This window comes from Nonomuraea sp. C10, from assembly GCF_008017515.1.
Taxonomy (GTDB): domain Bacteria; phylum Actinomycetota; class Actinomycetes; order Streptosporangiales; family Streptosporangiaceae; genus Nonomuraea; species Nonomuraea ferruginea.
On record NZ_VPFF01000003.1, the window covers coordinates 269,273 to 292,958 of the forward strand.

Annotated in this window: 22 protein-coding genes; 14 read left to right on the forward strand and 8 right to left on the reverse strand. The window is 72.0% G+C overall.

Annotated features, from left to right (window positions below; translation table 11 throughout):
• Positions 1–28: 28 nt before the first annotated feature.
• On the reverse strand, positions 29–2,080 hold the full coding sequence (locus FR742_RS32700) for a PhoX family phosphatase (protein WP_222709217.1): 2,052 nt from the start codon (positions 2,078–2,080) through the stop codon (positions 29–31).
• 124 nt (positions 2,081–2,204) lie between these two features.
• On the opposite strand from FR742_RS32700, the gene FR742_RS32705 reads away from it, so the two are divergent.
• The gene (locus tag FR742_RS32705) at positions 2,205–2,642 is read left to right on the forward strand and encodes a sterol carrier family protein (protein ID WP_148035182.1); all 438 of its coding nucleotides are present in this window, start codon (positions 2,205–2,207) and stop codon (positions 2,640–2,642) included.
• On the opposite strand, the gene FR742_RS32710 is transcribed toward FR742_RS32705, so the two are convergent.
• The gene (locus FR742_RS32710) at positions 2,639–3,025 is read right to left on the reverse strand and encodes a DUF4190 domain-containing protein (RefSeq protein WP_148035183.1); all 387 of its coding nucleotides are present in this window, start codon (positions 3,023–3,025) and stop codon (positions 2,639–2,641) included. The genes FR742_RS32705 and FR742_RS32710 overlap by 4 nt on opposite strands.
• 1,712 nt (positions 3,026–4,737) lie before the next feature.
• On the opposite strand from FR742_RS32710, the gene purF reads away from it, so the two are divergent.
• Together purF and purM are read left to right on the forward strand one after the other, a co-directional pair.
• Positions 4,738–6,174: an amidophosphoribosyltransferase gene (gene purF, locus FR742_RS32715; protein ID WP_148035184.1), complete on the forward strand. Its 1,437-nt coding sequence runs from the start codon at positions 4,738–4,740 to the stop codon at positions 6,172–6,174.
• Positions 6,171–7,196 (forward strand): phosphoribosylformylglycinamidine cyclo-ligase, encoded by a 1,026-nt coding sequence (purM, locus tag FR742_RS32720; RefSeq protein WP_148035185.1) that lies wholly within the window; start codon positions 6,171–6,173, stop codon positions 7,194–7,196. The genes purF and purM overlap by 4 nt, the downstream gene beginning before the upstream one ends.
• 195 nt (positions 7,197–7,391) lie before the next feature.
• Here purM and FR742_RS32725 read toward each other — a convergent pair whose 3' ends face one another.
• Together FR742_RS32725 and FR742_RS32730 are read right to left on the reverse strand one after the other, a co-directional pair.
• A complete protein-coding gene (locus tag FR742_RS32725; protein WP_148035186.1) occupies positions 7,392–7,613 on the reverse strand; it encodes a DUF3073 domain-containing protein in 222 nt (73 codons plus the stop codon).
• Between the two features lie 153 nt (positions 7,614–7,766).
• Positions 7,767–8,846, reverse strand: a complete 1,080-nt coding sequence (locus tag FR742_RS32730) for a Glu/Leu/Phe/Val dehydrogenase dimerization domain-containing protein (RefSeq protein WP_148035187.1) — start codon at positions 8,844–8,846, stop codon at positions 7,767–7,769.
• A gap of 105 nt (positions 8,847–8,951) precedes the next feature.
• On the opposite strand from FR742_RS32730, the gene FR742_RS32735 reads away from it, so the two are divergent.
• From FR742_RS32735 to FR742_RS32760, 6 genes are all read left to right on the forward strand, one after another.
• Complete coding sequence (locus FR742_RS32735) at positions 8,952–9,815, forward strand: hypothetical protein (protein WP_148035188.1); 864 nt, start codon at positions 8,952–8,954, stop codon at positions 9,813–9,815.
• A gap of 322 nt (positions 9,816–10,137) precedes the next feature.
• Positions 10,138–10,341, forward strand: coding sequence for a developmental transcriptional regulator BldC (gene bldC / locus FR742_RS32740; protein WP_013133571.1), 204 nt, complete (start codon positions 10,138–10,140; stop codon positions 10,339–10,341).
• A gap of 388 nt (positions 10,342–10,729) precedes the next feature.
• The gene (locus FR742_RS32745) at positions 10,730–11,764 is read left to right on the forward strand and encodes a LacI family DNA-binding transcriptional regulator (protein WP_261808923.1); all 1,035 of its coding nucleotides are present in this window, start codon (positions 10,730–10,732) and stop codon (positions 11,762–11,764) included.
• A 121-nt stretch (positions 11,765–11,885) separates the two neighbouring features.
• Positions 11,886–12,134, forward strand: coding sequence for a hypothetical protein (locus tag FR742_RS32750; RefSeq protein ID WP_148035189.1), 249 nt, complete (start codon positions 11,886–11,888; stop codon positions 12,132–12,134).
• 54 nt (positions 12,135–12,188) lie between these two features.
• Positions 12,189–13,043 carry an N-acetylmuramoyl-L-alanine amidase gene (locus FR742_RS32755; protein ID WP_148035190.1) on the forward strand — a complete coding sequence of 285 codons (855 nt, stop codon included), beginning with the start codon at positions 12,189–12,191 and terminating at the stop codon, positions 13,041–13,043.
• Entirely contained in the window at positions 13,040–14,632 is a 1,593-nt protein-coding gene (locus FR742_RS32760; RefSeq protein ID WP_148035191.1) for a beta-N-acetylhexosaminidase, read from the forward strand. The genes FR742_RS32755 and FR742_RS32760 overlap by 4 nt, the downstream gene beginning before the upstream one ends.
• Positions 14,633–14,636: 4 nt before the next feature.
• Here FR742_RS32760 and FR742_RS32765 read toward each other — a convergent pair whose 3' ends face one another.
• From FR742_RS32765 to FR742_RS32780, 4 genes are all read right to left on the reverse strand, one after another.
• Positions 14,637–16,787 carry an ATP-dependent RecD-like DNA helicase gene (locus tag FR742_RS32765; RefSeq protein ID WP_261808924.1) on the reverse strand — a complete coding sequence of 717 codons (2,151 nt, stop codon included), beginning with the start codon at positions 16,785–16,787 and terminating at the stop codon, positions 14,637–14,639.
• A gap of 66 nt (positions 16,788–16,853) precedes the next feature.
• A complete protein-coding gene (locus FR742_RS32770) occupies positions 16,854–17,408 on the reverse strand; it encodes a GNAT family N-acetyltransferase (RefSeq protein ID WP_148035193.1) in 555 nt (184 codons plus the stop codon).
• Complete coding sequence (locus tag FR742_RS32775; RefSeq protein WP_261808925.1) at positions 17,405–18,619, reverse strand: quinone-dependent dihydroorotate dehydrogenase; 1,215 nt, start codon at positions 18,617–18,619, stop codon at positions 17,405–17,407. Before FR742_RS32775 ends, FR742_RS32770 begins: the two co-directional genes overlap by 4 nt.
• A gap of 3 nt (positions 18,620–18,622) precedes the next feature.
• The gene (locus FR742_RS32780) at positions 18,623–19,273 is read right to left on the reverse strand and encodes a response regulator transcription factor (protein WP_148035195.1); all 651 of its coding nucleotides are present in this window, start codon (positions 19,271–19,273) and stop codon (positions 18,623–18,625) included.
• Between the two features lie 18 nt (positions 19,274–19,291).
• Between FR742_RS32780 and FR742_RS32785 the strand changes: the two genes are divergently transcribed.
• From FR742_RS32785 to FR742_RS32805, 5 genes are all read left to right on the forward strand, one after another.
• Positions 19,292–19,678, forward strand: a complete 387-nt coding sequence (locus FR742_RS32785; protein ID WP_148035196.1) for a tautomerase family protein — start codon at positions 19,292–19,294, stop codon at positions 19,676–19,678.
• A gap of 40 nt (positions 19,679–19,718) precedes the next feature.
• A complete protein-coding gene (gene lpdA / locus FR742_RS32790; RefSeq protein ID WP_148035197.1) occupies positions 19,719–21,098 on the forward strand; it encodes a dihydrolipoyl dehydrogenase in 1,380 nt (459 codons plus the stop codon).
• Between the two features lie 103 nt (positions 21,099–21,201).
• Positions 21,202–22,431 (forward strand): acyltransferase, encoded by a 1,230-nt coding sequence (locus FR742_RS32795; protein WP_148035198.1) that lies wholly within the window; start codon positions 21,202–21,204, stop codon positions 22,429–22,431.
• Between the two features lie 37 nt (positions 22,432–22,468).
• Complete coding sequence (locus FR742_RS32800) at positions 22,469–22,786, forward strand: PadR family transcriptional regulator (RefSeq protein ID WP_261808926.1); 318 nt, start codon at positions 22,469–22,471, stop codon at positions 22,784–22,786.
• Complete coding sequence (locus FR742_RS32805; RefSeq protein ID WP_148035199.1) at positions 22,783–23,619, forward strand: hypothetical protein; 837 nt, start codon at positions 22,783–22,785, stop codon at positions 23,617–23,619. The genes FR742_RS32800 and FR742_RS32805 overlap by 4 nt, the downstream gene beginning before the upstream one ends.
• Positions 23,620–23,686 lie beyond the last annotated feature (67 nt).

A 23,686-nucleotide genomic window follows, 5' to 3' on the forward strand; every position in this document is an offset into this window, starting at 1 on the left:
GAGGCTAAAACCTGAACCTCTCTTTAGGTCAAGCGCCGATCTTCTTGCCGCGCTCGTGCCAGACCACGGCCACCGACGGCCGCGGCTGGCTGCCCTCGCCGTCAGGCCAGCGGCTGGCGGGCCGGTCGGGCGTCGCGCCGTCCGCCTCGCCGGGGTGCTGCACCGCGACCCACACGCTGAGCTGGTCGTCGCTGATCAGCGGGCCGCAGGTCTCCGCGGCGACCGGCACGGTGAGGAACTGGCGTACGTAACCGCGCTCCTTGCCCTTGACCGGCATCACGAACAGGCCGTCGTTGGTGCCGAGGGCGTTGCCGTCAGTGGAGATCCACAGGTTGCCGTCGGGGTCGAAGGCCAGGTTGTCCGGGCAGGAGATCGGCGACACCTTGGTCTTGTCGAACCCGGCGAAGTAGGTCGAGGGGTCGTTCGGGTCGCCGCAGACCAGCGGGACCGACCAGGAGAACTTCTTGGCCGCCGCGTCGTCGCGCTGCTCGATCAGCTCCACCACGTGGCCGTGCTTGTTGGCGGCCCGCGGGTTCGCCTCGTCCACCTGGGCCGGGGTGCGGTTGGAGTTGTTGGTCAGCGCGATGTAGACGCCGCCGGTGACGGGGTTGCGCTCCATGTCCTCGGGGCGGTCCATCTTGGTGGCCGACACCTTGTCGGCGGCGGCGCGGGTGTAGACCAGCACCTCCGCGGCGGTCATGCCCTCGACGAACGACCTGTCGCCGCTCACCAGCGGGATCCACTCGCCCGAGCCGTCGAAGGCGCCGTCCGACGGCAGCCTGCCCGAGCCGTCGAGCTCCTCCTTCGGGCTGTCGCCGGTGAACCTGGCGACGTACAGCGTGCCCTCGTCCAGCAGGGTGCGGTTGTGCCGGTCGTGACCCTTGATGTAGCGGCCCTTGGAGACGAACTTGTAGACGTACTCGAAGCGCGAGTCGTCGCCCATGTAGGCGACCAGGCGGCCGTCACGGGAGATCGTCGTCGTCGCGGCCTCGTGCGCGAAGCGGCCCAGCGCGGTCCGCTTGATCGGGGTCGAGTCCGGGTCGAACGGGTCGATCTCCACGATCCAGCCGAACCGGTTGACCTCGTTCGGGTGCTTCTCCAGGTCGAACCGCTCCTCGATCCGGTCGAACCGGCGGCCCGCGGTGCCCGACGGGATGCTGTAGCGGGTGATGTACGGCTTCTGCGCCTCGGGGACCTTGTCACCGTTGACGAAGTACTGGTTGAAGTTCTCCTCGGCGGTCAGCACCGTGCCCCACGGGGTGGTGCCGCCGGCGCAGTTGTTGAGCATGCCGACCGGCTTGACGCCCTTGGGGTCGGCGGCCGTCTTCAGCAGGTCGCTGCCGGCGGCCGGACCGGAGAACCGCATCGGCGTCGACACCGTGATCCGCCGGTTGTAGCGGCGGCGCCCGTTGGTGACGAGCTTCCACTCGCCCGTGTTGCGGACCCGCTCCACCTCGACCACCGAGCCGCCGTGGGCCGCCATCGCGATCTTGATCTGCTCCTCGGTGGCCGCCGTCCCGTCGGTGTAACCGCGGAACATCAGGTTCTCGTCGGTGTACTCGTGGTTCACCCACAGCAGCCCGCGGTTGCGGTTCATCTCGAAGAGCGTCACGTAGTCACAGTTGTAGCCGAACTGCATGGCCTGCGCCTCGGCCGTCTGGTTGTCGAAGTCGAACGCGGGCGCGCCCGGCAGCACCGGGTCACCCCAGCGCACCACCGCCGACGACCTGTACCCCTTGGGCACGGTCAGCGCGTCAGCCTTATTGGGCGCCACCGGCTCGAAGCCGAGCCCGCCCTTGCCACGCGGGGGGCCGGACCTGCCCGGGTCGGCCATCGCCGGGGCCGCCCCCATCGTCACGCCGGCGCCGGCCACCAGCGCGCCCAGCGCACCGGCGCGCAGCACGCCCCGGCGGGACAGCGCCTGCTCGGCCACCTCGCCGAAGTACGGGTTACCGCTGGTGTTGGCCACGTCGTGCGCGCACTGGTTGCCGCATCGGAACTGACAGGTCATCGCGGATCGGCCACCCTTGTGCGGGGTGGAAAGCAGCGGCAGCAGCCGGCGCGGCGACAGGTTCGCCACAGGGTCCTCCAAGGTTGCGCGGTTCTCCCGCCGGGACGTTACGGTCACCGCACCAACCCGAGATGAACGAACCCCACCGCCTCGATGAACGCTTTACCGTCGCCCGTCAGAGGACAATGGGGCGGTGCCACCACGCAGAATCGACCCCGAGAAGCTGAGATCCGCCCTCGACGACCAGCTCGTCGCGCTCGACCGGCCGCCCTACGACGGGCCCGCCGACGCCCTCACGGGGGCGCTCGTCGCCGCCGTGCTCGCCGCCTACGACCGCGGCCTCCAGCCCGAGCGCTCAGCGGCCCGCCTGGTCGTGCGCCACCTGCTCGACCGGCTCGTCACCGCCGCGCCCGGCCGCACCGTCGAGGTCCGCGTCCCCCCGTACGCTGCCGTCCAGGCGATCGCCGGCCCCCGCCACACCCGCGGCACCCCGCCCAACGTCGTCGAGACCGACCCGCGCACCTGGATCGAGCTGGCCACCGGCCGCCTCACCTGGGCGGAAGCGGTGGCCGCCGGCACCGTCTCGGCCAGCGGCGCCCGCGCCGACCTGTCAGCCCACCTGCCGGTCTAGCGCGGGCCCCGCATCCACGGGATCCGCTCCTCGAAGCACCGGTCCGCGAGGCCCTGGGGCAACCGGCCGCAATCCTGCACGATGTCCCAGAACCAGAGGGACACCGCGCCGAACACCAGCAACGCCAGCACACTGAAGGCGATCCCGGTGATCGCCCTGCCCTTGCCCACCCGCCGGACCAGCGCCACGATGCCGAACACGATCGACAGGATCGCCGTGAGCAGGCCGATGAAGCACACGAACACCAGGAACGGGCTCGCCACCCCGAGCACCAGCGACGCGGTCGCCAGCCCGCTCCCGGGCTGCGCGGCCTGCCACTCGCCGTACCCCGGTCCCCCACCCGGCGGCCCCCCGTACGGACTCGACGGCGACGTCCCCGGCACAGGCCCCTGCTCCCCGTACGGCCCACCCCCGGCTCCCCCGTACGGCGACGGCCCCCCGTACGGCGACGCCGGCCCTCCATAAGGCGACGCCCCACCCTCCGGCCTCCCGTAGGGCGACTCCGCCCCCTCCGGTCTGCCGTACGGCGGCTCCGTGCCATCCGGCCCGCCCTGAGGCGACTCCGCCCCCTCCGGTCTGCCGTACGGCGAGCCTCCGCGCTCCGGCCCGCCCTGAGGCGACTCCGCCCCCTCCGGTCTGCCGTACGGCGAGCCTCCGCGCTCCGGCCCGCCCTGAGGCGACTCCGCCCCCTCCGGTCTTCCGTACGGCGAGCCTCCGCGCTCCGGCCCGCCCTGAGGTGACTCCGCGCCCTCCGGCCCCCCGTGAGGCGGCGCTCCGCGCTCCGGTCCGCCGTGCGGCTCGGGGGCTCCTTCTGCAGTTCCTTCGTGTGGTGGGGTGGCTCCGGGGGCGGTGGGTCGGCCCTCGGAGGGCGGACGGCCGCCGGTGGGTTCTCCGCTCTCGGGACGCTTTCCGCTGTCGGCGAAGGCCCCGCGGCCTTCGCCGTGCGCCCAGTACGGCGGTTGCTCGGGCCCGCGTGGGCCCGGGCCCTCGCCGGTGGCGGGGCGCTGTCCGGGAGCTGCACCGGCTTCGCCCTCGGGCCAGTCCTCGCCGTACCTGGGAGTGTCATCGGGCGGCGGGACACGGTGGGCGCCGTAGGCCTGCGGACCGCTGCCGGGCTGCTGACGGTGCGCGCCGTAGGACTCGCCTTCCGGACGACCCGGACGCGCGCCGTGAGGCTCGTCCCCCTCCGGCCGGCCGGGACGAGGGACGTCGGGACCGCTCTCGTACGGAGGTTCCGCGAACGGCAGGGGCTCACCCGTGGAGGGCTCCTCGAAGCGGGACGGGGTGCGGTCCTCGGGCTCCTCGTAGCGGGACGGGGGCCGGGCACCGGGGGTGGTGGGCTGGTCCTCGGAGGTGCCCTCCCACCCGGGGTACGGCGGAGTGCCGCCGGGGGTGGGATAGGCGCGGCCCTTGTCATCGTCCCGGGGCGGGACCTCGAACACCGCCGTCCGCTCGGTGTCACTCTCGTCGGGCACCTGGGCGGGTGGCGGCGTCTCCGGTGATTCGGGCAGGTCCGGATGCCGCGGCTCCCCAGGCCCTCCCCCGGGCGCCGGCCCCGGAGAGGGTTCCCCAGGAACGGGACCCGGAGAGGGTTCGGGTTCCACGGGACCCGGACCGGGCGAGGGTTCGGGTTCCACGGGACCCGGACCGGGCGAGGGTTCCGGTTCCACGGGACCCGGACCGGGCGAGGGTTCCGGTTCCACGGGACCCGGACCGGGGCGGGAGGGCCGGTCGGGTTCGGGCACGACGGGAGGCTTCGGAGCGAGAGGTTCCTCACCCTCGCCGGGCTCCTCCGTCCGGCCGCCGTCATCGCCGGCGTCCCCCTGAGGACGCTCGTCCGCGGGGTCATCCGGGGCGCCTTCGGCCCACCAGGGGCGGTCCGGTTCGGGGTGGTCGTTCGGGTCGCCAGGTGTGGTCACGTTCCGCTCTCCCGACGGGGTCTGCATGCCGGATACTTCACCTTTTCGCAGGAGCGGCACTTGAAACCTGACGACACGGGTAACCCCCCGGTCATCTTCCGTCCAAACGGGCGCGGTCCGGCGAGGACGCACCCCGGGTGTGCGAGCACGAAGCCGGCCGACCTAGACTGAACTACGTGCTGAAGGGCGACGGCCGGCTCGGCCATGACCTGGACCCCGACGACCGCGCGCCGAAAGACGCCTGCGGCGTGTTCGGCGTCTGGGCGCCAGGCGAGGAAGTGTCCAAACTCACCTACTACGGGCTGTACGCGTTGCAGCACCGCGGCCAGGAGTCCGCGGGCATCGCGGTCAGCGAGGGCAGCCGCATCCTCGTCTACAAGGACATGGGCCTGGTGGCCCAGGTCTTCGACGAGTCCGTGCTCGGCACCCTCCGCGGCCACCTGGCCATCGGCCACTGCCGCTACTCCACGACCGGTTCCAGCGTGTGGGAGAACGCGCAGCCCACGCTGAGCTCGACCGACGTGGGCGGGCTCGCCCTGGCCCACAACGGCAACCTGATCAACACCCCGGCGCTGGCCCAGCGTCTGGAGCCCGGCACGACCCGGGCGACCACCGACACCGACGTGCTCACCACGCTCCTCGCGCAGGATCGCAGCCGGTCCGTCGAGGACGCCGCCGCCGAGCTGCTGCCGCAGGTCAAGGGCGCGTACTCACTGGTGTTCATGGACGAGACGACGCTCTACGCCGCGCGCGACCCGCAGGGCATCCGCCCGCTCGTGCTGGGCAGGCTGGAGCGCGGCTGGGCGGTGGCGTCGGAGACGGCGGCGCTCGACATCGTCGGCGCCACGTTCGTCCGCGAGATCGAGCCGGGCGAGCTGCTCACGATCGACGAGCGCGGCGTCCGCTCGCGCAGGTTCGCGCTGGCGGAGCCCAAGGGCTGCCTGTTCGAGTACGTCTACCTCGCCCGCCCCGACACGACCATCGCCGGGCGCGGCGTGCAGGTCACCCGGGTCGAGGTGGGCCGGGTGCTGGCCCGCGAGCATCCGGTCGAGGCCGACCTGGTGATCCCGACGCCCGAGTCCGGCACCCCCGCCGCCGTGGGCTACGCCCAGGAGAGCGGCATCCCTTACGGCCAGGGCCTGGTGAAGAACTCCTACGTCGGCCGCACGTTCATCCAGCCGTCGCAGACGATCCGCCAGCGCGGCATCCGGCTCAAGCTCAACCCGCTGCGCGAGGTCGTCGAGGGCAAGCGCCTGGTCGTGGTCGACGACTCGATCGTGCGCGGCAACACCCAGCGGGCCATCGTGAAGATGCTGCGGGAGGCCGGCGCGAGCGAGGTGCACGTACGGATCTCGTCGCCGCCGGTCGCGTGGCCGTGCTTCTACGGCATCGACTTCGCCACCCGCGCCGAGCTGATCGCGGGCTCGCTGTCGGTGGAGGAGATCCGGGCCTCGCTCGGCGCCGACTCGCTTGGCTACATCTCGCTCGAAGGGCTCACCAAGGCCACCACGATCCCCGCCGAGCGGCTCTGCCGGGCCTGCTTCGACGGCTCCTACCCGATCCCGATCGACGAAGACAACGTCGGCAAGTTCGTCCTGGAGAGCAAGGCGTGACCACCTACGAGGCCGCGGGCGTCGACATCGAGGCGGGCGAGCGCGCGGTCGCGCTGATGAAGGACAAGGTGGCCCGCTCGCGCCGCCCGGAGGTGGTCGACGACGCCAGCGGCTTCGCCGGGCTGTTCGACGCGTCGGCGCTGCTGCGTTACCGGCGTCCGCTGCTGGCCACGTCGACCGACGGGGTCGGCACCAAGGTCATGATCGCGCAGCGCTACGGCAAGCACGACACGATCGGCGTCGACCTGGTCGGCATGGTCCTCGACGACCTGGTGGTGTGCGGGGCCGAGCCGCTGTTCATGACCGACTACATCGCCTGCGGCAAGGTCGTGCCCGAGCGGGTCGCGGAGATCGTCGGCGGGGTGGCCGAGGGCTGCCGGCTGGCGGGCGCGGCGCTGGTGGGCGGCGAGACGGCCGAGCACCCCGGCGCGATGGGGCCCGACGAGTACGACCTGGCGGGCGCCGGCACGGGCGTCGTCGAGGCCGACGCGATGCTCGGTCCCGACCGGGTCCGCGAGGGCGACGTGGTGCTGGGGCTGGCGTCGTCGGGCGTCCACTCCAACGGCTACTCGCTGGTGCGCCACGTGCTCAAGCTGGCCGACCTCTCCCTCGACGCGGAGCTGCCCGAGCTGGGCCGGCCGCTGGGCGAGGAGCTCCTGGAGCCGACGCGCATCTACTCGCTCGACTGCCTGGAGCTGGCCCGCACGGTCGAGGTGCACGCCTACGCGCACATCACCGGCGGCGGGCTGGAGGGCAACGTGTCCCGCTCGCTGCCCGGCCATCTGGACGCGGTGCTCGACCGCTCGTCGTGGACTCCTCCGGCGATCTTCCAGGTGCTGGCGGGCCACGGCCGCATCGCGCAGGCCGACCTCGACCGTACGTTCAACCTGGGTGTCGGGATGGCGGCGATCGTGCCGGCGGAGGTCGCCGACGAGGCGGTCCGCCTGCTGGAAGGGCGCGGGCTGCCCGCGTGGGTGCTGGGCGAGGTCGTGCCCGGCGAGGGCCGCGCCCGCTACCGCTGAACGCCTCACGGCGTGCCGGGCGCTACCGGTTGATCGCGCCCGGCCATCCCGTGTCGCCGGACACGTACACCTCTCACCCGGCACGACGCGAGCGTGACGAAGCCCCACGGGTGGCCCGTGGGGCTTGCGCGCTTCGGGCTGGGCGCCCGGCGGATGCCGGGCACTCGCCACGGTCAACGGGAAGAGTGAGAACGGCTAGCGGCGGCCGGACGATCGTCCGCCGTCGTCGTCTCCGTAGTCGTCGGCGTAATCGGCATAGCGATCCGCCAGCTCGTCGTTGAGGTCGTCGGCGTCGTCGTTGCTGGAGTCTCCGACCCCGAGTTCGTCGCGAAGTCGGTCGAGATCCGTGCCACCGCTGTTGTACTTCAGCTGGCGAGCAACCTTGACCTGCTTGGCCTTTGCTCGGCCGCGCCCCATTGGCTCGACCCCCTCGTGTGGGGTCGTCTCCCGACCCCTCGTCGCTAACGCACCACACGCTGACGCCGCCCTTGCATCGGGCGTCAGCCTATCGTTCGCCTATTACCGTACCTGTTTTGTGCCCAGCTCGGTACGTCGTATGAGCGCGGGGCGTCAGCGCCCTAGCCAAATGCCCCTAATCCGCCCGACTTCCGACATTCTGCGCTCTGCCAGCCTATCCGCTGCCACCGCCGGGGGTACGCCTTCCTCCGACGCGATCGCGAAGATCTTCAGGGTCGTGTCGTAGATCCCCATCGCCTTGGCGCGGGCGCGCTCCATGTCGAAGCCGCCGATCTCGTCGGACACCTGGATCACGCCGCCGGAGTTGACGACGTAGTCGGGTGCGTAGAGGATGCCGCGCTCGTCGAGCTGCTTCTCCACGCCGGAGTGGGCGAGCTGGTTGTTGGCCGCGCCGCAGACGACCTTGGCGCGCAGCGTGGACACCGTGGCGTCGTCGAGCACCCCGCCCAGCGCGCACGGCGCGAACACGTCGATGTCCGCCGCGGTCAGCTCCCGCGCGTCGGCGACCACGTCGACCTCGGGGTGGAGCCGCTTGACGCGGTCGATCGCCCGCTCGCTGACGTCGCAGATCACCACGTCGGCGCCGTCGTCGCGGAGCAGGCTGACCAGGCGGTGGCCGACCTTGCCGACGCCCTCGACGCCGACCCGCCTGCCGCGCAGCGTCGGGGCGCCGAAGACCCGCTCGGCCGAGGCGCGCATGCCCTGGAAAACGCCGAACGCCGTCAGGATGGAGGAGTCGCCGGCGCCGCCGTGGGCGACGGTGCGGCCCACGACGAAGCGGGACTCGCGGGCGATGAGGTCCATGTCCTCGCTGTAGGTGCCGACGTCGCAGGCCGTGATGTAGCGGCCGCCGAGCGACTCGACGAAGCGCCCGTACGCGCGCAGCAGCGGCTCGCTCTTGTCGCGGGCGGGATCGCCGATGATGACGGCCTTGCCGCCGCCGAGGTCGAGGCCGGCCAGCGCGTTCTTGTAGGCCATGCCCTTGGCGAGGTTGAGCACGTCGGCCAGGGCGGCCTGCTCGCTCTCGTACGGGTAGAACCTGGTGCCCCCGAGAGCGGGGCCGAGTGCGGTGTTGTGGATGGCGATGATGGCGCGAAGGCCGCTCTGCTCGTCGGCGCAGAAGACGACCTGCTCGTGAACGTCCTTGTGGGACGCACCGAAGACGTCGGTCACGGTAGTGACTCCCTGTCCGGTCCGCCGCCCCTTCGCGGCGGAGATCACTCAAGCGTAGTCGGCACGACGATGCACGGCGGGTTGGCTTCATGACACGATGCCTCCGTGCTGCCCTATGCCGCCTACCTCCGCGTCTATGAGCCGCTGACCGCGTTCTCCGAATCCGAGCGCAAGGTCTGGGCCGACTATGCCGATTCTCGCGACCGTCCGCGCCGGGCCAACGCGCTCCAAGCCGAGCACGGGGAGTCGGTCAGGCGCCTGCTTGGCATGCCTCCTCAAGTCGTACCCGCGCAGGAGAGCCCCAACGCCTACCTGCGGCGTGTCGAGGACCGTCTGTACGTCTGCCCCTGGCAGACCCGGTTGCGCTCGTGGCTGGCCTTCTCAAGGCTCCGGGGCAGTGTCCCTGTGAAGCTGATGGACCGGTTCGTCCCGAATGCCATCGCCGAGCAGACGGCCGACGACTTCGACCGCTACAAGCGCGGCGCCGGTTCCGACGCACTGCGCACCCACATCCGCACCACGGCCTGGCACGTGCCACCCTCGTGGTTCGTGCCGTTCGACGGCAACGAGCGCTGGCTGGTGCTCGGCGCCTCCGTGCCCGGACAGGACGTGACGACCGCCACCGGGCGCAACCTCATCTACGTCACGTCCATGGCCCAGGCCAGGAGGCGGGCCGCGCGGGCGCTGCAGGTGCTGCGGCGCAACCTCGGCGACACCGCGCCCAACTTCGACGTGGAGGACGTGGCGCGGTGGCTGGAGGAGTTCCACCCCCACTCGCTGGTGGAGCTCGACTACGGCGGCCTGGTGCATCTGATGAACGACGAGGCGCTGCAGGCCGACCAGTCGGTGGCGGAGCTTTCCGCGGCCCTGACGGGGCTGGACACGGGTCAAGAAGAGCTTGCCTATGCCATGTACCAGAGGGTCATCCTTCGCTGGAAGTCAATGCAACTCCTGGAATCTTCCAACTGAACCCCAATACGACCGTCTGACCTGCATGAGTAGGTCATGAGTCGCGGCTGCTCACTTCTGCGAACTGAGTAGTTTGCCGTTTTCACTGCGATACCACGAAACGTGTCGCTAGAATCACCGAGCGTGACATCGCCGCAGGGGCGGGCAGTTGGGTCAAAGAAGGGCTCGCCAATCGCTCTGCGTGGCGGTATGGTCACATCGGGTGATGCCGTATATGGCCCAGAAAAGCCGCACGCTCTGGGTCATAGAGGGACATCCGTGACACGCGCAAAGGCAGTCGCAGGATCGCGAAGCCGGTCCACACGGAGGAGAGGCCGCACAAATGTCAGCTCGTACACCCGAGGCCGAGCCGCTGCTCACGCCCGCCGAGGTCGCCACCATGTTCCGGGTCGACCCCAAGACCGTCACCCGGTGGGCCAAGGCGGGCAAGTTGACGTCGATCCGCACCCTCGGCGGTCACCGGCGCTACCGGGAGACCGAGGTTCGCGCACTGCTGGCGGGGATTCCGCAGCAGCGCTCGGAGTGAGACCAGGGTCGTCACCAACCTCAGGGGGGTTCTCACGGTGGGCCAGGTCGGCGTGGCCCGGTCCACCCCAGTGACGACTCGGACGTCATACAGGGGAGTTGGCGCCGCCCGCCCGGCGCCATCCTTCCCCGGTTTCCTTCCCACGCCACCCGCGCCGCCCGCCGAGGCGCGCGGACCCATGCGCGACTGAGCGTCGCGCGGTCGAAACGCAGTCGTCGCACGCCGTCGAGCTTCTGAACGCTCCGGCCTCATCCCTTGCCGACCTGCGGACATCCGGGCAATGACGGGCTTCCGGAACCCAGGCCGTACCCTGCGGCGAACTCGATCGTTTGGTGGTACAGGTGCCCCAACATCCGCATCGCGGGGGAGACACATGCCAGGACCGCCAGTGAAGTCATCGACCATCACCGAGCTGAGAGAGGTAGACGCGCTGCCTCGACCAAGGCCCACCATCCGCAACGTCGCCGAGCGAGCCGGCGTCTCGAAATCGCTGGTCTCACTCGTGCTGCGCGGATCCCCGCACGTGAGCGAGCACCGGCGCCAGGCCGTGCTGCAGGCGGCCCGTGAACTCGGCTACCGGCCGAACGCCGTCGCGCGCAGCCTCGTGGAAGGCCGCACGCACCTCGTCGGCGCACTCGTCGCCGACCTGCACAACCCGTTCTACGCCGAGTTCCTCGACGGCCTGCAGGAGAGCCTGCACGGCGACGGGCTGCGCATGCTGATCGGCAACAGCCAGTGGGACCCGGCGTTCGAGGACGAGGCCGTGGAGGCCTTCCTGGAACTCCGGGTCGACGGGCTGGTGCTCTTAGGCATCGCGCCCACCAGCGAAACCCTGATCGAGGCGACCTCGTACACCCCGACGGTGGTCGTCGGGGAACGTGACATCGAGCTCGACGGCGTCGACATCGTGGTCGACGACGACCAGCACGGCGCGCGTCTGGCGATCGACCACCTGGTCGCGGCCGGGCACAAGCGCATCGCGCACATTGAGGGCCCGCGCCCCTCCCGCTGCGAGGGCTACCTCGTGGCCATGCGCAGGCACTCGCTGGCGCCCTACATCATGGTCGAGGCGGCGGACGCCTCGGAGGACGGCGGCAGGACGGCGGCACTCGCCCTGCTGACCCGCGAACCGAGGCCCACCGCCATCTTCGCCGCCAACGACGTGGTCGCGCTCGGCGTGCTGATCGCCGCGGCCGAACTCGGCCTGCGGGTGCCGGAAGACCTCTCGGTGATCGGCTACGACAACACCCACCTGGCGGCGTCGGACCACATCTCCCTGACCTCGGTCGACCAGCCCCGGCGCGCGATGGGGCGGACGGCCGCGGCGCTGCTGAGCGATCGCATCTCCGAGCCGGCCAAGGCCGCCCGGCTACGCGAGGTGACACCGGAGCTGATCGTGCGGCGCAGCACGGGTCCTGCCTAAGAGGATGTCAAAGGTCGGTCAACACGCTCCGTGACGCCCCGCCCGGCGGTTAACTCGCCAGGGTCATGCTAATTGTGGCCGGACTTGCGGTCCGGCCACGATCTGATCCGGGGGGACAGCCATGCGTGATCCGGAACTGGTGTCGTGCGCCCAGCGTGCCGCGGCCGAGCTCGAGCGCGCCTGGGCGCAGTGGCGCGCCGGGCGGGGCCGGGGCACCGACGTCGGCGTGGAGTCCGTCGCCAGCTACGTCGCCCACTCGCTCGACCACCCGTGGGGCCGGCCCCGCGTCGTCCTCGGCCTGGACGCCGAGGACGCGCGGGAGCTGGCCGCCCTCCTCCAGCGTCAGGAGGTCGGCGAGCACGTGTGGTGAGCGGGTTCGCGGCGTTCCGCACCCCGCGGACGAGGTTGCCGTAAGTTGGAGCGCATGCGTGCGCTTCCCGCCTCTCTTCTCGCTGCCTGCGGCCTGGTCGCCTCCGCGTGCGGCGGCGCCGTTCCCGGTGCCCCCGTGGCGGACCAGATGGCGCGCCGGGACGCCGGGCCCACGTCGAGCGCCACGGCCGCCGAGCCCGCCCGGTCGGCCGGCTCGGCCCGGCCCGCCGAGAAGGCCCCCTCCGTGCGGCCGCTCGACGGCAGGGTCGTCGTCATCGACCCGGGACACAACGGAGGCAACGCCCGCGCCCCGAAGGAAATCAACCGCAAGGTCAACGTGCTGACCCAGTGGAAGGCCTGCGACACCACCGGCACCTCCACCAACAGCGGCTACTCCGAGGCGGCCTTCAACTGGGACGTGTCCACGCGCATGGCCAAGATCCTCAGGAGCCGCGGCGCGACGGTGAAGCTCACCCGCTCCAGCAACACCGGCGTCGGCCCGTGCATCACCGAGCGGGCCGCGATCGGCAACCGCAGCGAGGCCGACGCCGCGATCTCGGTCCACGCCGACGGCTCCAGCCCAGGAAACCGCGGCTTCCACGTCATCATGCCGAAGAAGATCGGCGGCCCGGTCGACCCCGTGGTGGGCGCCTCGGCCAGGCTGGGCAAGGCCGTGCGCGGCGCCTTCCGCGAGGGCACCGGGCTGCCGTACTCCACCTACATCGGCAAGAAGGGGCTCGACTACCGGGGCGACCTGGGCGGGCTCAACCTGTCGACGGTGCCGAAGGTCTTCATCGAGGCCGGCAACATGCGCAACGCGGGTGAGGCGGCGAAGTTCCGCGACCCGGCGTTCCGCCAGAAGATCGCGCTGGCGCTGGCGAACGGCTTGCAGCACTATCTGAAGTCATGATCCCTCGCCCGAAGCTCAGCCGTCCCTTGTCCGCCTCCTACGAGCTGACCGCCGGGGCCGCCGTCTCGGGGCCGGCCGACCTGATCGGCGCCGTCCGCACCGCGATGCCGGGGCTGGACCTGCTGCCGGGTGACGACGGCGCGATCGACCTGCGGCTCGACCCCTCGCTCGGCGGCGAGGCCTACCGGCTGACGGTGGGCTCGCGCGGCGTCGAGATCGCCGCCGGCGGCCGGGCGGGCGCGTTCTACGCCGCCCAGTCGCTGCGCCAGCTGCTGCCCGACGAGGCCTTCCGGTACGGTGCCGCGACGTCGTGGACCGTGCCCGGGGCGCGGATCGAGGACGAACCCCGCTTCCCGTGGCGCGGGCTCCACCTGGACGTGGCGCGCCACTTCTTCCCCAAGCGGGAGGTCATGCGGCTGGTCGACCTGATGGCGCTGCACAAGCTCAACCGCCTCCACCTCCACCTGGCCGACGACCAGGGCTGGCGGGTGGAGAGCCGGGCCTACCCGCTGCTGCACGAGATGTCCTCCCACCGGCCGCGCTCGGCCGTGCACCCGTACGGTCAGCCGGAGGCGTTCGACGGCATCCCGCACGGCGGCTACTACACCCTGGACGACCTGGCCGAGATCGCCGCCTACGCCCGCGACAGGGCGGTGACCGTGGTGCCGGAGATCGACGTGCCGGGACACGCCTCGGCGATCCTGGCCGCCTACCCGTCGCTGGGCGCCACGGGCGAGCCGCATGACGTGCTCGACCGGTGGGGCATCTCCCCCGCCATCCTGTCGCCGCTGCCGCCGACGGTCGAGTTCCTCACCACGATCTTCGACGAGCTGCTGGGGGCGCTGGGCGAGACCCCCTACGTGCACATCGGCGGCGACGAGGTGGTGCTCGACCAGTGGGCCGCCTCGCCCGAGATCGACGCCTACCGCGAGTCGCTCGGCCTGGCCACGGTCAACGACCTGCAGGCGTGGTTCCTGCGGCGGCTGGCCGACGCGCTGGCCGAGCGGGGCAGCCGCGCGGTGGTGTGGGACGAGGCGTTCGTGAGCGGCGGGCTGCGGCCGGACACGGTCGTCATGCCGTGGCGCGGGCAGGGCGTGGCCCGCCGCGCCGCCGCCGCGGGCCACGACGTGGTGGCCACCTCGGTCTTCCCGCTCTACTTCGACTACGCGGAGGCGGCCTCGCCCGACGAGCCGCTGGCCATCGGCGAGACGATCACCGTGGCCGACGTGGCCGCGTTCGACCCCGCCCCGGACGACTGGGCTCCGGGGGAGCGTGAGCGGGTCATCGGCGTGCAGGCGCAGCTCTGGACGGAGCGCGTGCCCGACCCGCGCACCCTCGACTACCGGATGTGGCCCAGGGCGTGCGCGCTGGCCGACATCGCCTGGGGCGCCCAGGACGACTTCCCCGGCCGCCTGGATGCCCACCTGGGGCGGCTGGACGCGCTCGGCGTCGAGTATCGCCCGCCGGCCGGGCCGCACCCGTGGCAGCGCCGCAGGCCGCACCTCCCCGGCGTCATCCGGCTCGACGAGGTGATGGACCGCATCGAGGCCATGACCCACGACCCCGAGTCGACCCGGCCCAGCATCTGACCCGTCAGGCCAGCGCGAGGGCCAGCCGCTGCGGCAGCGCGGTGTTGCGTCTGCGGCCGAGGGTGTGGACCGCCATCTCCAGGGCCTCGCGCCGGCCCACCAGCACCACCCACGACTTGGCCCTGGTCACCAGCGTGTAGAGGAGGCTGCGGCGCAGCATGATGCCGCCCGACTCGGCGACGATCGGGGCGACCACGAACGGGTATTCGCTGCCCTGGGAGCGGTGCACGCTGATCGCGTACGCGTGGGTCAGCTCGTCGAGCTCGCCGAAGGCGTACTCGACCGTGCGGCCGTCGTCGGTGCGCAGCTCCACCAGCCGCTCGCGCTGGTCGACGGCGGTGACCGTGGCGGTCTCACCGTTGAAGACGCCCTTGTCGTAGTTGTTGCGGATGGGCAGGACCCGGTCGCCCGCCCGGTAGACCGAGGAGCCGTACCAGTGCTCGTCGACCCCGTCGCCCGGCGGGTTGAGCCGCTCCTGCAGGCGGCGGCCCAGCTCGACGGTGCCCGTGACGCCCTTGCGCATCGGGCAGAGCACCTGCACCTGGTCGGGGCGGATGCCCTGCTTGCGGGGGATGGCCTCGGTGGCGAGGTGGATGACCCGGTCGGCCACCGCCTGCGGGTCGTCGAGCTCCTCGAACCAGAACCCGCCGCCGCCGGGCAGCCCGGGCAGCTCGCCGGCGCGCACGTGGTGGGCGGCCCTGACGATGCCGCTGCCCTGCGCCTGGCGGAAGATGTGGGTGAGCCGGACGCGCGGGATCTCCTCGACGCTCAGCAGGTCGGCCAGCACCCGGCCGGGGCCGATGCTGGGCAGCTGGTCGCTGTCGCCGACCAGCAGCAGGTGGCTGCCGGACGGGACGGCCGACGCCAGCCGGGTGGCGAGCTGCAGGTCGAGCATGGACGCCTCGTCGACCACGATGAGGTCGGCCTCGACCGGCCGCTCCTGGAACAGCGCGCCGTCGTCCTCCGGCTGCTGGGCGAGCATGCGGTGGACGGTCATCGCGGGCAGCCCGGTCAGCTCCGACAGGCGCTTGGCCGCCTTGCCCGTGGGGGCGGTGAGCGTCACCCGGCCGCCCATCGCCCGCACAGTGGCGGCGATGGCGGCCACCGTGTGGCTCTTGCCGCAGCCCGGGCCGCCGGTCAGCACCGAGACCGTGCTGGTCAGCACCAGGTTGACCGCCGCGCGCTGGTCGTCGTGGAGCCGGTCGTCCTCCTGGAAGGGCCGCAGCCGCAGCTTGGACGGGGCGCGGGCGAGCCGGGCGAGGTGAGCGGCCAGCGCGACCTCGCGGCTGTGTTCCTGCTTGCCGTAGACGACCAGGCGGCCCGGGTCGGAGGGTGACGCCTCGACGACCACCCGGCGGTCGGCGTGGAGCGCGTCGACGGCCTGCCTGATCTTCGGCTCGTCCTGCTCGACCAGCGCGGCCACCTGGGCGACGAGCGCGCGCAGCGGCACGAAGCAGTGGCCGCCGCCGGCCGCGGCCGCCTCGATCCGGTCGACCACGGCCGCCTTGACGCGCTGCGGGCTGTCCTCGGGGACGCCGGAGCGCAGCGCGATGCGGTCGGCGCTCTGGAAGGCGATGCCGCGCACCCGGCCCACGAGCTGGTAGGGATCGGTGGTCAGGACACGCAGCGACTCGTCGCCGTACACCTGGTAGATCTTGGCGGCGAGCAGCGGGCTCACCCCGAAGCCCTGCAGGGCGACCATGAGGGCGGCGACGGCCTTCTGCTCGGCCCACGCCTCGACGATCTGGGCCTGACGGATGGCGCCGATGTTGACCACCTCGCGCAGCCGGCCGGGCTCGGTGTCGATGACCTTGAGCGTCTCCTCGCCGAAGTGGCTGACGATGGCGTGGGCCAGTCGCGGCCCGACGCCCCGGATGAGGCCGGAGCCGAGGTAGAGGGCGATGGCGCGGACGGTCGAGGGCGCTATGCGCTCGCACCGGCGGACCTGCAGGCGGGCGCCGAAGCGGGGGTGCTCGCCCCACTCGCCGGCGAGCAGCAGCCGCTCCCCCGGCTGCGCCCCGGCCAGCGTCCGGCCGGAGGCGATGAAGGAGGGCAGGTCGTCGGCGCTCACCCGGGCGACGGTGTAGTCGTCGTCGCCGACGTGGACGAGCTGCTCGACCGTGACCTCGACCTCGTCGGGTCTCGCGCGCGCCACCACTCAACTCCCGGCCGTCGTGTCCGGCATCCGACGCTCGGACATTAGCCGCCCGTGCCGACAGTCCTACCCGGGCGGGCCGTCATGCAGGATCTTCTCGAAGAGCAGGTGGTCGCGCCACTCGCCGTCGATGTGCAGGTACTTCTCGGCCACGCCGATCTCGGTGAAGCCGCACTTGCGCAGCACGCGCTGGGAGCCGTGGTTGTCGAGGAGGGTGCCGGCCTGGAGGCGGTGCAGCCCCAGCGACTCCGCCGCGACGCGGCAGGCCTCCCGCACCGCGCCGGTGGCCAGGCCGCGGCCGTTGCGGGCGGCGTCGACCCAGTAGCCCAGGTGGCCGTTGCGGAAGGCGCCGAGCACGATGTCGTTCACGTTGAGGATGCCGACGATCAGCGGGCCGTCGGCGAGCACCCACGGGAACATCCGGTGCTCGTCGCGGATCTTGAGCATCTCCGCCACCCGCGCGGCCTGGCCCGCCGTGGTGAAGAACTCCTCCGTCCGCCGCGGCTCCCAGCGGCGCAGGTGGTCGCGGTTGCGACGGTACGCGTCCGCGAGCGGCTCGGCGTCGTCGAGCGCCAGCGGGCGCAGCACGACCCCGCCGTCGAGCTCCACCGGACCTGTCACCGCGAGTCGTCGGAGACCGTACGACCGGCCTCCGCGGAGTCGGGGGCCGTGCGGCCGATCTCTCCAGATCCAGGGTCCGTACGATCGGTCGCCGCGGATCCGGAAGTCGCGCGGCCGATCTCTCCGGATCCGGGGTCCGTACGGCGGGAATCCGCAGGGGCCGTGCGGCCGATTATGGCGGTGATGGATGTCAGGCGGTGGCGGCGGACGCGGCGGGAGAGCTGGCGGTGGATGCGGGACGCCCACAGCGGGCCGCCGTAGATCCAGCCGGTGTAGCCCTGGACCAGGGTGGCGCCGGCCAGGAGGCGCTCCCAGACGTCGTCGACGTCCTCGACGCCGCCCACGGACACCAGGGTGAGCCGGTCGCCGACGCGGGCGCGCAGCCGCCGCAGCACCTCCAGCGAGCGGGCCTTGAGGGGGCGGCCGGACAGCCCGCCGGTGGGACCGTCGTGCGCGATCGTGGTGTTGGTCGCGATGATGCCGTCGAGCCCCAGCTCCAGCGCCAGGTCCGCGACGGCGTCGACGTCGTCGTCGGCCAGGTCGGGCGCGATCTTCACGAGCAGCGGGGTGCGCCGCGGCGTGCTGTCGCAGACCTCCTTGACCGCGGTCAGCAGGGGCCGCAGCAGCGACACCGCCTGGAGGTCGCGCAGGCCGGGCGTGTTGGGCGAGCTGACGTTGACCACCAGGTAGTCGGCCAGGGGCGCGAGCTCCTTGGCGCTGGTGACGTAGTCGGCGGCCGCCTCGGACTCGGGCACGACCTTGGTCTTGCCGATGTTGACGCCGACCACGGCGGGCACCCCACGGGTGCGGCGCAGGCGGCGGGCGGCGGCCGGGGCTCCGGCGTTGTTGAAGCCCATCCTGTTGACCACCGCCCGCTCGCGTACGAGCCTGAACAGCCGCGGGCGCGGGTTGCCCGGCTGCGCGTGCGCGGTGATCGTGCCGACCTCGACGTGCGAGAAGCCGAGCGCGGCCACGGCCTCCGCGCAGGCGGCGTCCTTGTCGAAGCCGGCGGCCAGCCCGAGCGGGCCGGGGAAGTGCACGCCGAACGCGGTGATCCGCAGCGCCGGGTCGTGCGGGGCGAGCGCCCTGTGGAGCAGGCGCTTGAGCAGGGGCAGTCTGGCGACCAACGCCAGCCCCCTGACGGTCCGGTGGTGCACGGCCTCGGCGTCGAACCGCCGCAAGACCTGCGTGAACACGAGGCGATACATCACGTGTCAGGCTACCAATCCCGCCTCGTAGGCGATGATCGCCGCCTGGACCCGGTTGCGGACGCCCAGCCGGGTGAGTATCGCGCTCACGTACGCCTTCACCGTGCCCTCGACGATGTGCAGGCGGCCGGCGATCTCCGCGTTCGACAGCCCGGCGCCGACCAGGGCCAGCACCTCGCGCTCGCGCTCGGTCAGCGACTCCAGCCGGTCGCGGGCGTGCGCGCCGCGCGCCATCCGGCCGCCGGCGAGCTGGGCGATCACCCGGTGTGCGACCTTCGGCGAGAGGTAGGCCGCGCCGCCGGCCACCGCGTGCACGCCCGCGATCAGCTCACGTGGGTCGCCCGACTTGAGCAGGAAGCCGCTCGCGCCCACTTCCAGCGCCTTGGCGATGTAGTCGTCCTCGCCGAACGTGGTCAGCATCACCACCGCCGTGCCCGGCGCCGCCCTGCGCATCTCGGCCGCCGCGGCCAGCCCGTCGAGCACCGGCATGCGGATGTCGAGGAGCGCGACGTCCGGGTGGTGGCTGATCGCCAGGTCGACCGCCTCGCGTCCGTCGCCGGCCTCGGCCACCACGTCGAGCTTCGGGTCGGACGCCAGGATGGCCCGCACCCCGGCGCGCATCATGGCCTCGTCGTCGGCCAGCAGTATGCGGATCACGGTTCTATAGTGACCGACATGGCTCAGGTGAAGGTCTACGGGCGGCGTGAGGTGTGGGCGGGGCGGCAGCGGGAGGTCTCCGACCTGCTCCAGGGATGCCTGGTCGAGGCGTGGGGGCTGCCGGAGGACAAGCGGTTCCACCGGTTCCTGCTGCTGGACGCCGACGACCTGGTCTGTCCCCAGCGTTCCGGCTCGTACCTGATCATCGAGATCGTCTGCTTCACCGGCCGCAGCGACGACGCCAAGCGCGCGCTCATCCGGACGATCTACGAGCGGCTCCCGTACGAGCCAGAAGACGTGGAAATCACAATCATCGAGATGCCGCAGGTCAACTGGGGTATTCGGGGCAAGGTCGCCGACGAGCTGACACTGCCCTACCAGGTGGACGTCCAGCCGCGGGGGTGACGGTCAGGTGAGCCCTCCGGCGAGCGGTATGGTCCGAACCATGAGCACTCACTACGACGTCGTGGTCCTGGGCGCGGGTCCGGGAGGATACACGGCCGCCGTACGCGCCTCCCAGCTCGGGCTGCGCACGGCGGTCATCGAGGAGAAGTACTGGGGTGGCGTCTGCCTGAACGTGGGCTGCATCCCGTCCAAGGCGCTGCTGCGCAACGCCGAGCTGGCCCACATCTTCACCAAGGAGGCCAAGACCTTCGGCATCCAGGGTGACGTCACGTTCGACTACGGCGCCGCCTTCACGCGCAGCCGCAAGGTCGCGGACGGCCGGGTCAAGGGCATCCACTACCTGATGAAGAAGAACTCCATCACGGAGTACGACGGGCGCGGCACGTTCCTCGACGCCAACACCATCCAGGTGAACGACGAGACGATCACCTTCGACAACTGCATCATCGCCGCAGGCGCGACCACCAGGCTGATCCCCGGCACGTCGCTGTCGGACCGGGTGGTGACGTACGAGGAGCAGATCCTCTCGGAGGACCTGCCCGGCAGCGTCATCATCGCGGGCGCGGGCGCCATCGGCGTGGAGTTCGCTTACGTGCTCCACAACTACGGCGTCAAGGTCACGATCGTGGAGTTCCTCGACCGGATCGTGCCGCTGGAGGACGAGGAGGTCTCGGCCGAGCTGGCCAAGCGCTACAAGCGGCTCGGCATCGAGCTGCACACCTCCACCCGGGTGGAGAACATCGAGGACACCGGCTCGTCGGTCAAGGTGACCGTGTCGCGCGACGGGCAGCAGCAGGTGCTGGAGGCCGACAAGGTGCTCCAGGCGATCGGCTTCCAGCCGCGCGTCGACGGCTACGGCCTGGAGAAGACCGGCGTCGAGCTGACCGACAGGGGCGCGATCGCGGTCGACGGCCGCCTGCGCACCAACGTGCCGCACATCTACGCGATCGGCGACGTCACCGCCAAGCTCATGCTGGCGCACGCCGCCGAGTCGATGGGCATGATCGCCGCCGAGACCATCGCGGGCGCCGAGACCATGGAGCTCGACTACGTGATGATCCCGCGCGCCACCTACTGCCAGCCGCAGGTGGCCAGCTTCGGCTACACCGAGGCGCAGGCCCGCGACCTGGGCCACGACGTCAAGGTGGTCAAGTTCCCGTTCACCGCCAACGGCAAGGCGCACGGCCTGGGCGACGCCAACGGCTTCGTGAAGATCGTCAGCGACAACGAGCACGGCGAGCTGCTCGGCGCCCACCTGATCGGCCCCGAGGTCACCGAGCTGCTGCCCGAGCTGACGCTGGCCCAGCAGTGGGACCTGACGGTGCACGAGGTGGCCCGCAACGTGCACGCCCACCCGACGCTGGGCGAGGCGGTCAAGGAGGCGATCCACGGCCTGGCCGGCCACATGATCAACATGTGACCCTGAACGGGTGATCGGTATGGGCGGGACAACTCCCGCCCTTCGCTCGATCTTCTACGGTTCCGGCCAAAAGGGGCGTACCACGCGGTAGCCTCGGGCCTCGATGGCCAATTCCACCGGGACCCGGGAGACCCTCGCGCCCGTTCCTCCTCGCGAGAGCCGCCTGGGCTGGCTGGACGCGCTGCGCGCCGTCGCCGCGCTCGTGGTCGTGTACGAGCACGCGCTCAACCCGCTCTACCCGGAGCTGCGCGCCGTCACCGGGCCCTGGTTCGACGCCGGGATCTATGGCGTCATGGTGTTCTTCCTGGTGAGCGGTTACGTGATCCCCGCCTCGCTGGAGCGGCGGGGCAGCGTGGCCGGGTTCTGGGCCGGCCGGTTCTTCCGGCTCTACCCGCTGTGGGCGGTGGCCGTGGCGGCGGCCCTGCTGCTGGCCGTCTCCGGCGTCGACCCGATGCACGTCTGGCTCACCGACCGGCCGGCGTCGGCGGTGCTCGGGCATCTGACCATGCTGCAGGACCTGCTCAACGTGCCGAACGTGCTCAACGTGCTCTGGACGCTCTCGTACGAGATGGCCTTCTACCTCCTGGTCACCGCCCTGTACGTGGCCGGGGTGCACCGGCGCAGCGCGGAGGTCGCCTTCGGGTTCGGGGCCGCGGCCGTGCTGCTGGGCGGGGTGCTGCCGTCGGTGCTGCTGTCGCGCGGGGCCGGGGCGACGCTCGGCACCGTGCTCGCCGTGATCGCGCTGGTGGGGTGCGGGCTGGCGGGGGTGCTGAGCGGGCGTCCTGGTGCGCGGCGGGCCGGGGCGCTGGTGCTCGGGGTGGTGGTGCTCGGGCTGATCCTGGTGAACGGGCGGATCCCGGCCTGGCAGAGCCTGACGATTCTCGCCACCATGTTCGCCGGCACGGCCCTGTACCGGGTGCGGGACGGGCAGGTCGCGCCGTGGCGGGCGGCGGCGCTGGCGGGGAGCGTGCCGGTCGCGGCCGTGGCCGCGGCGCTCTGGCACGGCGACGGTGTCCCGTGGCCGTGGGCGAGCGCGGTGCTGGCGGCGTGGGCCACGTTCGCGGCCGGGATGCTGCTGGCGCGGCGGCGGGTGCCGGCGTGGTGGGCGTGGCTGGGCATGGTGAGCTACTCGGTCTACCTGCTGCACCCGATCCTGCTGGAGATCGTGGACGGGCTGCTGGCGGATCCGGCCGCCGTCGCGTGGCCGTACCGGGCCGGGCTGGGCGTGGTGGTGCTGGGGGCGCTGCTCGGCTGCGCGGCGCTGACGTACCGGCTGGTGGAGGCGCCCGCCCAGCGCGCGGGCAAGCGGATCGCGGCGAGATTCGTCAAGTAGGCCGATATATTTCGGTAGCCGATATATGGTGTCCGGCATGAAGATGACCGAGGCGACGTACTTCATCCTCGCCGCGCTCCTGGAAGAGCCGTTGCACGGCTACGGGATCATCAAACGGACCGCCGAACAGTCTGCCGGGCGGGTGAAGCCCGCGGTGGGCACCCTGTACGGGGCGCTGGACCGGCTGTCGGCGGCCGGCCTGGTGACGATCGACCGTGAGGAGATCGTCGACGGGCGGGCGCGGCGCTACTACCGGATCACCGACGAGGGCGTGGCCGCCGTCAGCGCCGAGGCCCTCCGGCTCCAGCGCGCCGCCGCGATCGTCACGAGCAGAATCGCGGTGAGCGGAGCATGACGGCCGCCCCCGGATCGGCCGCCGATCCGCTTGAGCGCACCTGGCGGCGGCTGCTGGTGGCCTATCCGCCCGCCTACCGCCGGGAGCGTGGCGAGGAGCTGGTCGCCACCCTGATGGAGGCGACCGGGGAGCGGCGGTGGCCGCCGGCCCGGGAGGTGCTGCACCTGGTCGGCGGCGGGCTCGCGGCCCGGGTCAGGGAGGCCGGTGGGCGCACGGCCTGGTGGGCGGACGGGCTGCACGTGGGCGTGCTGGCCGTGGCGGCGAGCACGTACGCGGGCAAGGTGCACGTGCTGCCCCATCTGGTGCGCCCCGTGTGGACGGCCCTCGCCGTCCTGCTCGTGCTGGCGATCATGCGGGGATGGGTACGGCTCGCGCTGCCGCTGGCCGCGGCGGCCGCGCTGCAGGCCCACGGGGTGGGCGACTTCGGCCCCTGGTCCGAGCACCCCGCGCCGTACTGGGTGGTGGTGGCCGGGCTGGCGGTCCTCGCCGTGCGTCCCGGGCGGATGCCGTCCCGGTCGTGGTTGTGGGCGCTGGTGCCGATCGGGTGCTGGGCTCTGCAGTACGTGAACTTCGGGTACCGGGAGGAGATCCTCTGGCTGCTGTTCTGGGCCGGGGTGGAGGTGACGGCGCTGGCCGCGGCCCTGCTGGCCACGGTCGCCGTGCGGGACGGCCGGTGGGCGCTGGCCGCGGCCGTCTACGTGGCGCCCGGTCTGGTCTATCTGGCGGCGAACCTGCCCGACCACGGCAGGAAGGGCCTGGTCTACTGGGCGCTGCTCACCCTTCTGGTGCTGGCCTCGGCGGTGACGGCCCGCCGGGCCCGGCGACTCCGGTAGCGGACAGGCGGGGAAGAAGCGTTCGCAAAGCCTCGGATGAGGGAGGTCGGGGCGGCTACGGTCATGC